Here is a 15,151-nt window from a genome sequence, read left to right as displayed (position 1 = left end):
CGTATACTTTCCCGATCCTCTTGGAAGTCAGTGGGTGAGAAAACCCATTCACCTTCTTCCAAAAGGTTCCTTCCTTCCTCCATCGTTGGGTAATAGCTGTCTCGGTAAATTTGAGATGGTGAATCACGTGAATCATCAGTCTAAGATCCGGTTGACCCTTAGAGATTATCTGGAAGGAGAACGTAGACGCCAATAACGTCGACGGGGAGGCAGGCGGTCACGGAGTAGCTCCCTTGGTCGCGGGCGGCTTCACGAACTCGGCGATGATCCTGCAAGAGCGCATCGGCTCTTTCTTTGGCGATGGTTTCGAGGCGGGCGGTGTTGGATCGAAGCAGCCCAAGCGCGTGGGAAATCTCTCGCGTCGAGGCATCGGAGCCGAGGTTGCCGGCGGGTTTGACTTCGATGAGTCGAAGCACCGAGGCATCATCGAGCCAAGTGGGTGACTCCCGGCCTTCGCAAGCGAGCGCGACGGCTTCCTCGGCCATGAGCGTGCGGAAGGAATCGCGCTTTTGGTGGATGAGCTGGTAACGCAGCCGGAGCAGGAAAAGCGTGGTGACGATCGGCACGTCGGGCGTGACCGTCACCGCACAGCGGGCGGCGAGTGGCGTTTCATCCTGCAATGCGCCTTCAAGCAGCGAATCCGCGAGAATCGATACCAGCGGATGGGTGCGATGGATGAACAGCGCGCCTTGAGCGGGTGGGTAATGGAAGTCGATGGTGTGGCTCTTATCGAGTCGCTCCTCAGCCAGGCGCTCACGTAGGGTTCCGGGCAGGTTCCCCGGAACAAAACGCCATATACCTCGCGAGGGTTCGAGGGCGGAACCGAGACGGGCGCAGGCGTTGGCCACAAACCGAGCAATCGCGTGCTCGTTGCCAATGAGATCGAGCTGGCGACGCCACTCAGGAAGCACATCCTCGGGCTTGATCCGACGTTGGGCGAAGACGGTGCGGTTGGCCTTGGCTTTCTCCATGGCGTCTTCCCAAGCCGTCGTGAGAGGCTTTAGCTCGGCCTCGATCTGGGCTTCCAGACCCAAGTCCAATTGCTGGGAATTCAGCTCAGCTTGGCGACCCCGCAGCAGGGTAGCCTTGATCAAGGCTTGGCTGATGCGCTGCTGGTCGGAAGGAAGCGGCACCATGACGCCGAGCTTCTCCCGAATGGTCTCGGCTTTACGGAGGATGACGTTGAGAACAAAGCCATCCACGGGATTGTCCTGCCCGTAAAGCATTGTGCAGTGGACGTCCTGGGACTTTTGGCCGAAGCGGTCGACGCGACCTTCGCGCTGCTCGTGACGAGTGGGATTCCACGCGAGGTCGTAATGAATCACCGCATTGAAACCGTGTTGGAGGTTGATACCCTCGGAGAGGCAATCGGTGGCCACTAGGATGGGATTATCCGCTTCCGCCAAGTGCCCTACCCGCTCCTCGCGTTCCTCGGAGGTAAATTCACCTGTCACCGCGTCGACGGTAGCATTCTTGAAATGCTTCCGAAGTTCATCGGCCACGTAGCCAGCGGTCGCGATGTAACGGCAGAAAACAACCGGTCGAGAGCCCTTCTCCATCAGCTCTTTCAAGTGACCGACAAGGGCTTTGAGTTTGGGATCGCCCCTTTGCCCAGAGAGTTGGCGAGCCCGCTCAATCAGCCCCTTGAGCGTTCCGTCCGTGTCGAGCGCCGCAGCCGGCTCCAGATCGTTAACGGACAGCTCAGAACTGTCTCCATCTTGCACCCGTTCTTCATCCGCCAGTGCCTCCATTTCCTCTTGTGTTCCTGACAAGCGGGTCGTGAGGGCGCGCTCGGCCGAAGCGGGCGAAGACGACACGCAACGAAGCAGAGCAAGCGTCGCATACCAGATCATGTGGCGACCCGAGGAGTCACTAGCTTCCGCCCTATTGGCCAGCTGCACACAATAATCCTGAACTGCATCGAAGAACTCACCCCACGCACCGGTCAACCGATAGGTGATTTCAGCAGTGAGACGACGTGGGAAAACACTCCCATCCTGCCATTCCTTGTCCTCGATATCCTTGCGCCGTCGCTGCACAAAGTAACGGGCAAGTTCTTCGCGTAAGGATCGGCGGGTTGTTTCATCGGCCTCGGCAAGTTCAGCAAAATCGGGACGAAGCAGAGAGAGAAGATTATGGAAAGCGGCATCGTCACCAGAGTGTGGCGTAGCCGTAAGTAAAATCAGGTGACGATCGGGTTGCTCCGTGAGCTGCTGAAGCAACTCGAAGCGCAATTGCTTGCCCTTGCCAGCCGCCGCACACGTGTGGGCCTCATCAACCACGATGCACTCTGGAGCAATGGATAGAAAATGAGCCCGGTGACGGTCGCTCTTGATGTAGTCGAGACTCACCACCACGACCGGGTGCTGCTCAAAGAGTGACACACCATGTGGTAGCGACTTTTCCAAGCGGGTGACGCTGGAGGCAGTAAGTGCAACAGCGTGAAAATGAAAATGGCGATTTAGCTCGGCTTGCCACTGCTCGACGAGATGAGGCGGGCACAGCACCGCGAATCGAGTAATCTCACCGCGATCATGGAGTTCGCGAACAATGAGACCGGCCTCAATCGTTTTGCCGATGCCCACGTCGTCAGCGATCAGCAACCTAACCGTAGGTTGCCGCAAAGCCATCAGCAGCGGCACCAGCTGATAAGCCCTGGGTTCGACTGCGATATTGGCGAAAGACCGGAAAGGACCAGCACCCGATCGCAGCTTGAGTTGAAGAGCATCACGAAGGAGGAGTGCGGCAGTATGGTTGCCACGTTTCGTTGGATCGGGTTCCGGAAAGGTGGCTGGCTCCGGAGCCTCAAACTCAAGTTCGGGGATCAGCGTTGTGATATCTTCATCCGATCCACCTAACGGGCGAAGGTGCAATAGATCGACATTCGACCCAGGCTGAACGACCCACTCGCGCCCACGGGCGCGCAGGAGGGTTCCTGGTGAAAACTCAGTGGCAGTCGCGAAACTCATGCGCGGGCCGAGGGGGAGCCAAATACGGCCGGGTGTTGAGCAAAAACCGTAGGCCATTCGTCCTGCGGTGTGGGGAAAACAATGACCTCGAATCCTCGATCTCTCGCATACGCTGAGATTTCATCCGCCGGTTGGTTCAGGAAAACGAGAGCGCGAGATGATTTATAAACGGCGTCGGCAACTGCACGACCATCGGCGATGGACTTCTCGGTTTCATCCGGCAACCGAAGACCCGCTTCGCGGAGGGCCGAAAGCCACGCCCCCAAGGGACCGACGGTTGACTTGGGAAGAGGAACCGTGCTGGGCATAACCACTCCATTGGCCAATTGAACCAACAGTTGCTGGATACTGGGATCACGTCGGTTGATTAGCTCGTGATCAGGCTGATTGTAGTAGGACAGGAGGCACTGGTAGCAGCCTGCTTCGCAGATTCGTTCGCCGGCTTCGGTCAATACCTCGCATTTCGGTAGATCGTCGCTCGACAGGACTCCGGTTTCTGGAAGGTCGAAATGCAGGACCGACAACGCCGTGCGAGCCACAATAGCCAATTGATCCCGATAGTCCGGCGACGCTATTCGACTGAGCACCCCTGCCCCACCTTCAGCAGCCTCGTAGAATAGGATGCTCCGTCGGTTTGACCGATCTGGTAAAGGCTCGACTACAAGTTCAGAGTCTTCGATCTGAAAGGTCTGTGTAATCCCACGTTTCAGCGCTGCTTGGAGGGTCGCCATCGCGGCTTCGCTGAGCACCTTTTCAGGTGAGAAAATGAGGATATTTCGATGGTCCTCAACATAGGGAACGACGAGCTGTGCTGGTTGATTGACTACGCCGGTGGCATCTGGGTTCTCCTCGACATTGTCGGTGTCCGGATCGTCCAGCTTGCTCCATTGACCCGTGATAGGGTTAATCGCAAAGCCCAGCTGTTTTTTGTTCTTCCGCCTACGCCAACCCTTGTTGATGCGCCAAATCCTAGCGGACGGTGAATAGGTGAGCTTAGCGATCGATTCCCCGCCCGTCTCAACTTCGGAATAGTTAACCTCCGGGACCCCATTGGGACCGGGCAAGAAGCGATAAGTGGTCTGGAGTTCGAAGCCCTGGCGCTGTCTTTCCTCCTCGTTGACGGAAATTCGCTCCTGCACCTTTGTCTCAACTGTCTCGATACGGAAGAGCCCTTTTACGAGCCCATCATCGGTCAATGCCTGCCCACAATGGTCACAGGTGCTTTCGGACGGCATCGGTTGTTCGTTATTGCCAAGGTGACCATGACCGCAACGGGTGCAAACCAGCGCATTCACCGTGGCTAGTTCAGAATTGGCTGAGATCGAATCGGAACTCTGGATATTGAGTTTCGTGCGATCGACGCGGAACATTTTCCCTTCGTGGTAAATGAGGCTGCGAGGCCCAAACTCCGCTAGAGCGAGGAAGCGCGGTCGACTAACCATACTACCACGATCATCTTTCCCGTTCGCCTTTCTTCCAGTGGCTGGAATCCAAGCCATCAATGGGAGTCGGGGGAAATTGTAGCCAGGAAGAAACCCTTGGCTCGCAAGATAGCGGAACGTGTAGAAATCGTTGTTCAACGAACTACCGTCGCTCTTGAGCAAAAGCGTGAGTTGGTTCTTCGCGTCCTGATAGCGACGGTTGGCATTCTCACGGTCACGAGCACTGGTCGCCGGGCTACGCACCACTTTGTCCGCGGCCTCCATTTGCTTCTGAACTCCATCGTAGAGCGTGCGCCACCGGCTAAATGCCTCATCAAATGTTTGGGCGCTCTTCCGAATGGTTTGTTCAACGAAATCGTCGGTAAACCACGAGGCGTTATGAGCGTTTAGCTCGTCTTTAACGTGAAAGAGAACCTCTCTCGCTTGCGCCAGGGCGCGAGCTGTTACCTCCGGCTTTTCAAGTCGGGATTGGATATCTTGCAGGAGAGGTTTGAGGGGCGAGTCCAAGTCCAGCATCGGCGCAATGCTGGTCGCTAACTGATACTCGACTGTCGCAAGCCACACCGCGTGGAGGTGGCTTTCAACTAGGTCGCGATTCGCAAGTTCCAGTGTCGGGGCTTTCACGACGCCATGGACCATGTCGCTCTGATGGTTGAAGAACCACTGGTCGTGCGGACTCATCGCTGCACAATAGGTCACAACTAACGCGGCTTGGCCCGACCGTCCCGCACGTCCGCTGCGTTGAGCGTAGTTTGCCGGAGTTGGCGGCATGTTCCGCAGATAGACGGTGTTGAGCGAAGATATATCGACGCCGAGTTCCATGGTCGGTGAGCAAAACAGGACGGGAAGTCGCGGCATTGGCCCTGTGTTACCTTCGACCGACTTCCAATCTGCGACATCTCGCTCACTGCGTCTGAACAACTGCTCAATCGACTTCCGTTTCTCCGCATCCACTTGGGCGGTATGCTCGTGGGCACGAAAATCGAACAACTGGTGTGACTTGCTCGTCAGGATCTCCGAAACGGTAAGATAGAGTTCTCGAAAAAAGCGGTTTTGAGAGCCTGTCACCGCGTCGGCATCGTCCCCCTTCATCACCCATTGGAGGGCCGACGATTTCAGCGTCCAGCCAACGAGCTTGTTGTTGTCGAGTCCGTGGCTTTGCACGTATCCGTGCGTCGCTGCCGCTTTGAGAAAGGCCTGACACATTTCGACCAACTCCTGGTTGCTAAACGGTGCGGTCGGTTTCCCGAACGATGACCGGTCCCAGAACTTCGCATACTTGATTAGTCGAACTAAACGCGAGTTGGTGCCGCCCCCGATCAAGTCCAACCGCTTCCGGCCTTTGCCTTTCCCGTCTGGTCTTTTGTCGAGGATGAGATAGCGTGTCGTATCCAGGCGCTCATCCCAACCAAACGCCCATCGTTCGGTTAGGTATTGTCCCACGGGATTCGCCATCCGTTCATGCTCAGCACCATCGAGGAAGCGTGTTTCAACACAGAGGTTCTTCACCATCTCATCGAACACCAGCTTGGCCAATTCATGGCGCTCGTCTGGAGTCAATCGCGCCAAAATATTGTTCGATTCAAACGACGCTTGATGGGCGCAAAATTCATCGAGGGAATCATAACCCAACTCGATTAGTTTGAGCTGGTGGAGATTCGGATTATTGAATCTCCAACCTTTGCGGAGATCCCGGATTAATCGGTAACCGATCACGTATCGGATGGCCTTTTGAGCGGTTTTTAGGCCTAGCCCGAGTATCGTCGGATCGCGCAAATACTCCGCCAGAACACCAGGGTCATTGTCGCCGAAACCGAGCGCTTCGAAAACCGCATCCGGAAGCTGCTCTTCGTCCAGAACCCCATCGTTGTTTCTCAGTGCGCCAAGTAACCCAGCCCGAATGATCAAAAGGTAAACGAAGTCGTTGAAATGTCCGGCCTGTAGTGCGGCATCCTGACGATTGTCCGAGAATCCAAGGAGCTTGCGGGGATCGTTTCCTCCAAAATCCTTCGGGAACTCCTGCGCGTATAACTGCCGCAGAACTGTCAAAGTAATGATCGTGGTGGCCGATGAACGCCCCTCACCCGACAGACCGGAAAGGCGATTGATATCCCGACCATACGCTTCGTGGACTTGGCTACAGTTTAGGCAGAAGCGGAATTTGCCTGGAATAAACCAGTAATCCTGCCCTTGGCCCAGACAGCCGTTGGCCCCCACCTTAACTGCAGTCACCTTACATGCGCGGTAGGTAGGCTTAAGCTTCGGCTCATCCTTACTGTAATCGAGCCAAGTGTCTGGATAGTCAGTGATCTCTCCCTTGAAGTTCTGTTCACCCCGACAGGCGGCAAGGAATCCAGATCGATCTTCACGGTCCTCTCCTCCCACGTCGTCAATCTCACGGGGGGTGTAGTTCGGGCTAGATTTGGTGTCCTCCCAAACCGGATGGTATTCTTGGCCACACTCACGACAGAAATGCGTTGGGAAAAGAAATATGGCCTCGTCTTGGCGGCTAGGCGCGAAGCGCTGTGCATCGAGTGTGACCAATCTCTTCCCCTCAGGCTCCAAGGTGCAGTGAACCTTACCGGGACCACTGATGAACTGGTGCAGTTTAAAGGCAAACGGTGCGCGCCCATCCGGTCCCTGCTCTGACTGTGCGGCCACCAGAAAACGCTCCAAGGCTTCGTGCGCCATTTCAGACTCGATACCTGCGTCGATCGCTAGTTCCGAAGCGGCATCGGTGAGCGATATCGGCTTCGCCCGCTCGGGGCTTCCTTCACTAGGGAAATGGATACCCAACTTGAGTTCGACCCAGACCGACACGGGATCATCTCTAAAGGCCTGAAACGTTGGCCAAGCGAACTCCTTCCGCGAAAGACTCGCTTTTAACAGCGGCTTTATCGCATCCAACCCCAGTTTTGGATTCGTCACCCGCTCCAGGGTTTCGCCAATCACGTTCTCCGGGGGGATGTTTTGTCCGAAAAGTTTCGAAGCTACCTCCGCAACAGTGCGTTTTCGATCTTGTTGCGATCCTGTGCTCGACATTGTCGCAGATGTGCCGATGCAAATCAGATTTTTGGAATGGAAGCGCTCCCTGAGCCGTCGCACCAACATCGCAACGTCTGCTCCTTGACGGCCGCGATAGGTATGAAGTTCGTCGAGCACCAAGTATTCGAGCCCGCGACAGTGATCCACAACGAGTCGATCGGTTTCCTCATACCGCGTCAGGATCAACTCCAACATCATGAAGTTGGTGAGCAGAATGTCTGGCGGATTGGCCGCGATCTCTTTCCTGATCTTGTCGTCTTCCTGACCAGTGTAGCGATCGACTCGAATTGATGAATCTGCTGGGGCGAGGTTTCCGAGGAATTTTCGAACCTCCTCCAACTGGCTATTTGCCAGCGCATTCATCGGGTAGATGATGATCGCTCTCGTTCGAGGAGTCGAATCGGCGTCCTTTGCTTTCAGAATCCGATCTATGATGGGGATGAAGAAAGAAAGAGACTTACCGGATCCAGTGCCGGTCGTGACTACGTAGCTCTGGCTCGACGAACCGGCGGCCTTGGAAAGCGCCTCCTGCTGATGTTGGAATAAACGCAGCGGTTGCTCGCCCGTGTCCGTCTTGAAGCGAAAAATCGTCTTACAGGTTGGATGGAGACTTCCTTCCTCCACCAGTTGATCAACGTTTCGCGCCCGCAGGTAGTTGGGGTTGATCTGAATGAGCGGCTCAGGCCAATACCGCTTCCGCTGATACTCAGCTTCGACGTGTTCACGGATATCCTCGGCTTGAATCCGCGTAAAACTACGCGAAAAGCTTTCATAGCTCCCGATCAACTCATCGCGAAATTTGAAGACACTATCCATGACGACGAGACGGTGGTGCACCATCCGGGGATAAGGTTTCTGGCAGTGAGGCGTGCTGCATCGGAACTGGAGTAGATGAATGTCGACGCTCGGCCAGAAATCGTCGAAAACGGCTGCGACACAACAGAGCGACAGCGGCGTTGTAAAGTCCTAGCTAGAAACAATCTACCCCTCCATGGGCTATGCCTGCCCATTACCGCCACTCCAAGAGACTTTGCCCAGATGACGGCCGATATCGAATTTGAAAAATGGCGCCAAGCTGGCCGTAAAAAAACCCAATGGGGATTGGCGTGGTATTTGGCACTTCAAGTCTGTCGTCGGTATTACAGATCCCATGGAATCAAGCCTGTGGTTATCCAGCGGGAGGGACTGGGTTACTATGGAATCGCGCTCGCCGAACTCAGCTGTTCCGACGCCGACCCACCACAAACTTTCGGGCGGTTCACCATCGCCGGAAACGTTGAAAACTGGATCAAGAACATTCCTGGCGGACACGACGTTGATCTGGAAACCCTGTGCGCTTCCGGGACATCAACCCCTGAGCTGATACAACTTGCTCTCAGGCATTTCGAACTCCCGCTCCGCCCCGAGAAATCACACGCCGGTTGCCGCCATCATCGGTGGTCAGACTCTTACGTTCTTCTTTTTGAGGTCATGACCATCCTAGCACTTCGCCGTAGTCACCAGGACATGACTATTTGGAACGGGGACTGGGACCAGGAATGGTGTCGGCAGCGCGATCCCCTCGCAGACATGCGTCAACACCCTGGTTACTTCGAGATCGACGCTCAATGGAGGACTCAGGGTGCCATCGCAATCAGTGGCGACGGGCGATTGCTCGATGGTAGTTCACGAAATCTTTGGGAAGAGTTCATGGAAGGAGCATCAGCGAGCAATCTGGCGAGCGCTATCGAGCAAATACTTGAAGTAGCATAGTCCGCCCTGATCGGATGCTATCTCCATTCGGAGCCGACTTCGAACGTTGCGACGACCTGCCGGCGGTTGCGAATTTCCACCGCCTCATAGCCATACTCGCCATCGAGGAGGATGAGGAAAGACATCGGGTGTTCGTAACCACATTCGGGGCACGGCAAGCCTGGGACATGAGCACATTGCGCGCAGTGCGGGCAAGACTCGCTGGGAAGACAACGGTTGTAAGCCAAAATGAATTCCCGGGCGCGCCATTTGGCGTGATCAAATGCTTCTGAAAGCCCGTTAAGATCGTAGGTCATTTCAGACTCTCCTATGCCGCAATTTCCAGTTGGCGCTGTATCGGAGCGAGTAGCCGGTCACTTCGGCGGAAAACGAAAATCCGAACGGTTCGGGTCTCAAAGTGACAGTAGGCCAATGACGCCCATGCGGACACTCCGAACTCTTGTTCAGCCAAACTCGTGTAACTCGCCAGTTGCACCAGATCACGAGAGCGAGGGTGCGTCTGTTCACCACGAAGGATGGTTTTGATCTCCACCACCCCGATCGCTTTCGGACCGCCATGCACGAGCAGATCGCATGCGCCTGTCAACGCAGTCCCCATCCAGCTGCCGGCCAGCGGGACATTCATCTGGATCTCCCCCACCCCTAGTTTTCGCAGCAAGGAGCGGGTTTTCGAGATCCACCCAAAATAGGCGGACTCGTGTGGTTCAAGCGACCGATCATCAGCCATGCGCTTGAGCAGCCCATGAAGATCTTGGCCCGCGGTCCGACAGTCCTTCGCAATGAGGCGAATATTTGCGTTCGGTTTAATCGAAGCGGTCAGTTCTTGATCAGCCGCGACACCCAGAAAAGCTTGGGCTGTGCGGTGACTGTTCAGTGAACGGGTAAAATCGGTAATATTCATTTGCGTCGCGGGAGGTTGATTTTGACAGTGTTGAAATTTCCAACATTGCCACCCCCGGTCAAGCAATTGTGATGAATTCTTCAACACCCCCAAAGAAGTCGCGTGGGACTAGTCCCCGTGTTGGCGCAGTGCTGCGCTCCTTGGACACCGCCACCTGGAATCAATCCCGCCTTGCGGCTGCTAGCGGCAACAACCGCGGAGTTCTGAACCAACTTTGGCAGGGTAATACCTCGTCAACACCCAAGCTCATTGGGCGTCTCATCGCCGTGTTACCTGAGGAGGATTCAATCAAACTGCTTACGGCCTACTTGGAAGATACACTCGAAGACGTTGCCGTGGAATCGATAGTTTCGTGCGGAAAGTGCGAGCTGCTTGGCCGTTCGATCAAGGTGGTCGTTCAGCGACCTCACGGATCAATGAAGTGAGCCATAAAAGCCTCGATCAGAGCATGGTGGTCGGGTGATTTTTGTTGGCGGAACATCGCTCAGCCTTTCGCCCCGCGATTGCTTCACCGGGGCCGATGATCACCCGGTCCACAGGAGCCCCGCAAATACAACAAGATCGCACGTTCTTTTCCAGGATAACCTCTGCCTCCGGAACTCCCGGGGAAATCATCTTGGGCTGTTTAGACGGGTCTTGGACAATCCCATCCTCATCGATCTCTACCTCCGGCGGGAGTTCTTGAGGAACGAGCGGCTGTTTCAGGAACTTTCGCACCTCCCACGGCACCTTGTCGCCCGGTTTACCGATCCATCCGTATCTTCCTCCCCCGAGATGCTGGAGCCCATAATGTTGGCGCTCCTTGTCCTGCATGTAGGAGCCGACATTGCTTGATGCGGCGGCGTAGAGCCATTTGGCGTGGGAATCTGGCGGGAATATCCAGTGGCCAGACGCTTCGTCTATTTGGATAGACCGGGCCCTTTGCTCGGCCCTGCGGAGCCGATTCCACTCATCCTCCTTGGCCTTGTCCTCTGCCCTTCTCTTCCGCGCCCACTCTTCGAATTTCGCCCGGAGTAGTTCGCTATCTGGATGGTGGAGGAATCCGCGGTAGCTGTAGCGGTTGGTCGAAAGCCACCGGGCCAGCTGCTTTTTGTTGGTTCCCACCCGATCGATCCTTGCCGATAGCTCTGGGTCACAGGTCTCCCACCAGCTGCGAGCGTAGGCGTTCAGGTTGATGGCGACGATTCGTTTGGTCGTTGAAGGAGGAATCTGAGGCCGATCATCCCATCGTTTTCGGTAGGAGAGCAGATGGATCTCAATGGATCCGTCGGCGCTCACCAGATCCGGAGCGGACCAGGACGAATCGTGGATGGACTTGTTCGAGCTAGTGAAGGTCTCATTGGGTCCTGTTTGCTCCGGTTCGATCACCCAATCTGTTTTTTCGAGAAACTTCTTCGTGTTGGGATTCTTGAGATCCAGGCCGAATTGATCGCACCAGTCGTGTCGAAGGTAGAGTCCAGGCATTTGCAGTTGAGATCCAGCTGCGCACATCAACTGAAGCGTCATGTGATACAGCGACGCCTCCAGCGAGTGCCGGCACTCCAGCATACTTTGGTGCGCGAAGTGATGGCGATTGGTGTCGCCCTGCCGAGCATTCAACGGGTTTCCGCAGTCGGGACAGACGCATCCGCACTTGTGCCCACGGGGGACCTCATCGACCGAATATGAAAGGCCGTTCGGACCGATGCCGAACGGGATGATAGAGCTTCGCGTTGGTGAATAATCGAACCACTCCACGCGACAGAATGGTTAGCTATTCAGGTGCGGTGCAATCCGATCGTCGTAGCGAGCATCCGGGGGTAACCCAATTCCGCCACAGTTTGGGCGGGTGACACTCGTGCTCAGTTTTCCTTCGGGAGGCGTCGTGCCCTCACGGCGACTGGCGGCGCCGTCGGTATAGCCGAGGCCTGTGAGGTCTTCGAGCTTCGATGAATACAGTGCGTCAGGCTGGGAGCCGGGCATAACCCGGGTGCCGGTGTCAGATGGCACATTGACTACCGCTGCAAATTGCAATGTCCTGACAGCCTCAGCGCTCAGTGCCGACTTTGTTACTGACCGCCCACTCGCGGCATGACCAAACCAGAAGACTCTCTTTGGAAAATTATTGGACGCTACGACGTCTATTTCGGATCCACCAACAACAAGGCTGCGTTCCTTATCGCATACAACACGTTCGCACTCGGCGCGGTGCTACTTCAACTCGGGGCGATCGATGCAATCATGCAATCAGCGGCGGGTCTGCATGCTCGAGTAGCGTTCTTGATCATCGTCGGCGCAACATGCCTTGCCTCCATCGCGTCGCTCGCATGCGTGCTTCTCGTTATTATTCCATATATCAAATCGCCCCGAAAACCGGGCTTATACCATTCCATCGTATTCTACGGAGACGTCGCCGAGCACGCTTCAGCAGAGGATTACAAGCAGCAGGTGGATACCTACGATCAGGCGAAGCTGTCCGAAGACCTATCGCGACAGGCTCACGTCCTTGCAAAAGGCCTGTCGAGTAAGTTCCGGCTTATGCGCGCATCAATCCGAATCACCGTCTTCATCCAGCTACCGCTGATCGCCGCGTTGATCGGGTTCGTCCTCTGGCATCGCCGTTAGTTATGCCAAAATGGAACCAATCTTACGTTGCGAAGCTAAAGGCCAATGTCTTGAGTTTCGCCACCCAAGGGGCTGAGCGGCTTGAGAATGTTTCCGGCGGTAGGGTCGCGCCAGCGCTAGACGATCTGACCATCGGCACCGGACGTGAAGTCAAAGCTGCTATTTCGTTTTTCGATATCCGCGGATTCACCAAAAGAACGAGCGTCAGCGACAGCGACGGATTGAAACGCACGTTGTTCATGCTGAACCTCGTCATACCCACGATGATGCAGATCGTGTATGATCATGGTGGTTACATCGAAAAAAACACGGGAGACGGGATCATGGCGGTGTTCGGTGTTGGGAAAGAATTCAACGAGTCCTCGAACTTCGCACTCGATGCCGCCGTGGTCTCGTTCTACGCGCTGAAGAATTGGGTAAATCCGATCCTGCAACACGCTGGGATTCCCGACGTCGAGGCGCGAATAGGGATCGATGCTGGGACTCTGCTTCTCTCTCGTATTGGTATGGCGTCGGGATCAGCCGCTCACCAACGCAATTTTCTCACGGCAATTGGACCTGCCGCAAACATAGCGTCAAAACTCCAGGGCAAGGCTGGCACTAACGAGATATGGGTGAGCGCACTTATTAAGTCCAACGCGCACGACTGGCGTCAGGCGTTCTTCAAACGAAAGGATGAAGGGGACACTGAGTGGACCTGGGTTCACAAAGGGACTAACAACCGATACACATACTGGCACTACAACGCAACCCGCAGCGCTCCAGATTGCTAGTTGCCCGGAGTATTAAGGTCCCGTGGTGGTTGGGTTTACAAAGAGCCGGGTCAAAGCATCCACAACCCCCTTGGTCGCTACTCATTCGCACATGAGATCCGAGCCTGGATTCTCCGTGAGAACCCGTTGACGTTCGCCCCCGACTCTAAAGCGGCGAGCGACAGCCACTGGCTCGGGTTTCTCGACACAGTGATCAACTGCCAGCCGCCAAGTAAACGCTGCGAATTGGTCCCTGACCACCTCGAACTCGCCCCCATCGTCGGTATAGCCGTAGCGACATGGTTCAGTTAAGGCAGGTGTTCCTTTCCGCCGGGTAACGCTAGGATACCTCCCCTTCGGTGAGTTTTCCCAGCCTCGAGGTCGGGGGTGTTGTCCGGAGCCGTTGTTGGTTCCCGGGCACCTATCCTATGACCTCAAACAAAACATATACTCACGCGTTCACCGAATCCGGTGCACTGCTTCTTCATCCCGCAGGCTCTCACCTGCTTTTCATCGTCGTCGACGAATGCAATACGCCGAATGGCCAGATCGTCGTTTCACGGCGAATTCACTCTGCAATTGTCGGCGCCCTCTTCGAGGTCGCCTATGAGGCGGATGCGACTTTCTCCATGGCGGAGCTTACCAGTGGTCCGGTTCTTGGAGCGACGATCTGGATTCGCTTCCCAAATGGTCTCCGAGCCGTGTTTGCAGAAGATTACGATCTGGAGCAACTCCGTCCTTGGATGTTTCAGCATTCGGTCGCGTTGCTCGTATCCGAAAACTGCCTTTGGCCATGTGGCCTGGATGCCGACTTCGTCGCCAAGTCCGTGGGCCGCTTGGGAACCACCTGCCGCGCACGGAGTAGTTGGCCCAACGGCTATCCTCCTGAGGCTACGGTTCTGGAAGTGGCGCATGATATCCTCGACCAAAATTCAACCAAAGGGGGTCGCTCATGAGCACGTCCCTACAATCCATTGAAGCCTGGTTGGCCGATGAGAAACACGGATTCACCGCTGTATCCCAGTCGGACTATGCTTCGTTCGTGGCACACCGCCTCGACTGGCATGCAAACAGGATCCTTGAACGATTGCTGAAGACGTTTCCCGGCGACTTTGCCGCGGCGGCATCCTTCTTCACGGCCCCGGAATGGCAGCAGATGGCTGACCTGAAGGTGGAAGGCATTACCCACCTCGCAAGTGGGTCATTTGCGGTGCCTCATTCACTTTGCACCCACTCGTATCAGGCTCCTGAGGACTACCAAGTTGTGATCAAAAAGTTCAACTCCCTACCCAAAACCCAAGCGTGCGCGGCATTCTGCATCCTTTCGGTCGTGGGACGATTTGTGTCTTCTAGTTATTGGTCGAATGATCAGCCTTGGTGGCAGCCGTCCTGGTTGTTGGACCAGCTTCCGATACTTCCAATGCGGGATGAGGTGCATCAACCGGTGTTCTCGTTTGAAGAGCCGTTTGTGGATGTTCCGCTTTGAGATGTGACAGCCATGCAGCCCGTCCGCCGTCGCGAGTAGGCTGCCTTGCTCAACTTTATCAGCGCCCAGCCTCAATGGCCTGTTCGGACTTGCCTCCTATCTAAACCATCTGGCCCGCGTAGTCTTCGTCTTGTAGCGTGGTTCTCCTTTTGGAGATTTGGCGAGCCGGGAATGCAACTTGTATTGTCTGGTTCGCGAGG

The 15,151-nt window shown here is 55.6% G+C and carries 10 protein-coding genes; 5 read left to right on the top strand and 5 right to left on the bottom strand.

Annotation, left to right across the window (positions count from 1 at the left end):
* Window positions 1-158 precede the first annotated feature (158 nt).
* Window positions 159-2,969, bottom strand: a complete 2,811-nt coding sequence (locus K1X11_RS01490) for an SNF2-related protein (RefSeq protein ID WP_221028906.1) — start codon at window positions 2,967-2,969, stop codon at window positions 159-161.
* Window positions 2,966-8,272: a DEAD/DEAH box helicase gene (locus tag K1X11_RS01485; protein WP_221028907.1), complete on the bottom strand. Its 5,307-nt coding sequence runs from the start codon at window positions 8,270-8,272 to the stop codon at window positions 2,966-2,968. The genes K1X11_RS01490 and K1X11_RS01485 overlap by 4 nt, the downstream gene beginning before the upstream one ends.
* Window positions 8,273-8,494: 222 nt before the next feature.
* Here K1X11_RS01485 and K1X11_RS01480 point away from each other — a divergent pair, with 222 nt between their 5' ends.
* Window positions 8,495-9,208, top strand: a complete 714-nt coding sequence (locus tag K1X11_RS01480) for a hypothetical protein (protein WP_221028908.1) — start codon at window positions 8,495-8,497, stop codon at window positions 9,206-9,208.
* Between the two features lie 17 nt (window positions 9,209-9,225).
* Here K1X11_RS01480 and K1X11_RS01475 read toward each other — a convergent pair whose 3' ends face one another.
* The 3 genes from K1X11_RS01475 to K1X11_RS01465 all read right to left on the bottom strand — a co-directional run bounded on the left by K1X11_RS01475 (window position 9,226) and on the right by K1X11_RS01465 (window position 11,846).
* The gene (locus tag K1X11_RS01475) at window positions 9,226-9,504 is read right to left on the bottom strand and encodes a hypothetical protein (RefSeq protein WP_324726053.1); all 279 of its coding nucleotides are present in this window, start codon (window positions 9,502-9,504) and stop codon (window positions 9,226-9,228) included.
* Window positions 9,505-9,515: 11 nt separating this feature from the next.
* Window positions 9,516-10,109, bottom strand: coding sequence for a hypothetical protein (locus tag K1X11_RS01470; protein ID WP_221028909.1), 594 nt, complete (start codon window positions 10,107-10,109; stop codon window positions 9,516-9,518).
* A 441-nt stretch (window positions 10,110-10,550) separates the two neighbouring features.
* Window positions 10,551-11,846: a competence protein CoiA family protein gene (locus K1X11_RS01465; RefSeq protein WP_221028910.1), complete on the bottom strand. Its 1,296-nt coding sequence runs from the start codon at window positions 11,844-11,846 to the stop codon at window positions 10,551-10,553.
* A gap of 333 nt (window positions 11,847-12,179) precedes the next feature.
* Between K1X11_RS01465 and K1X11_RS01460 the strand changes: the two genes are divergently transcribed.
* The 4 genes from K1X11_RS01460 to K1X11_RS01445 all read left to right on the top strand — a co-directional run bounded on the left by K1X11_RS01460 (window position 12,180) and on the right by K1X11_RS01445 (window position 14,951).
* The gene (locus K1X11_RS01460; RefSeq protein WP_221028911.1) at window positions 12,180-12,713 is read left to right on the top strand and encodes a Pycsar system effector family protein; all 534 of its coding nucleotides are present in this window, start codon (window positions 12,180-12,182) and stop codon (window positions 12,711-12,713) included.
* A 50-nt stretch (window positions 12,714-12,763) separates the two neighbouring features.
* Window positions 12,764-13,486, top strand: coding sequence for an adenylate/guanylate cyclase domain-containing protein (locus tag K1X11_RS01455; RefSeq protein ID WP_221028912.1), 723 nt, complete (start codon window positions 12,764-12,766; stop codon window positions 13,484-13,486).
* A gap of 407 nt (window positions 13,487-13,893) precedes the next feature.
* Window positions 13,894-14,421, top strand: a complete 528-nt coding sequence (locus K1X11_RS01450; protein WP_221028913.1) for a hypothetical protein — start codon at window positions 13,894-13,896, stop codon at window positions 14,419-14,421.
* Window positions 14,418-14,951 (top strand): hypothetical protein, encoded by a 534-nt coding sequence (locus K1X11_RS01445; RefSeq protein WP_221028914.1) that lies wholly within the window; start codon window positions 14,418-14,420, stop codon window positions 14,949-14,951. Before K1X11_RS01450 ends, K1X11_RS01445 begins: the two co-directional genes overlap by 4 nt.
* The last annotated feature ends 200 nt before the right edge of the window (window positions 14,952-15,151 follow it).

Source organism: Actomonas aquatica (assembly GCF_019679435.2).
GTDB classification, from domain to species: Bacteria; Verrucomicrobiota; Verrucomicrobiia; order Opitutales; family Opitutaceae; genus Actomonas; species Actomonas aquatica.
Note: the sequence above shows the minus strand (reverse complement) of the source record. Positions and strands in the feature narration are given on the sequence as shown.

Bases quoted from the DNA above. Each gene is read 5' to 3' on its own strand.
- K1X11_RS01445 (WP_221028914.1), top strand. From the start codon at position 14,418: ATGAGCACGTCCCTACAATCCATTGAAGCCTGGTTGGCCGATGAGAAA.
- K1X11_RS01480 (WP_221028908.1), top strand. From the start codon at position 8,495: ATGACGGCCGATATCGAATTTGAAAAATGGCGCCAAGCTGGCCGTAAA.
- K1X11_RS01475 (WP_324726053.1), bottom strand. From the start codon at position 9,504: ATGACCTACGATCTTAACGGGCTTTCAGAAGCATTTGATCACGCCAAA.
- K1X11_RS01470 (WP_221028909.1), bottom strand. From the start codon at position 10,109: ATGAATATTACCGATTTTACCCGTTCACTGAACAGTCACCGCACAGCC.
- K1X11_RS01490 (WP_221028906.1), bottom strand. From the start codon at position 2,969: ATGAGTTTCGCGACTGCCACTGAGTTTTCACCAGGAACCCTCCTGCGC.
- K1X11_RS01450 (WP_221028913.1), top strand. From the start codon at position 13,894: ATGACCTCAAACAAAACATATACTCACGCGTTCACCGAATCCGGTGCA.
- K1X11_RS01485 (WP_221028907.1), bottom strand. From the start codon at position 8,272: ATGGATAGTGTCTTCAAATTTCGCGATGAGTTGATCGGGAGCTATGAA.
- K1X11_RS01460 (WP_221028911.1), top strand. From the start codon at position 12,180: ATGACCAAACCAGAAGACTCTCTTTGGAAAATTATTGGACGCTACGAC.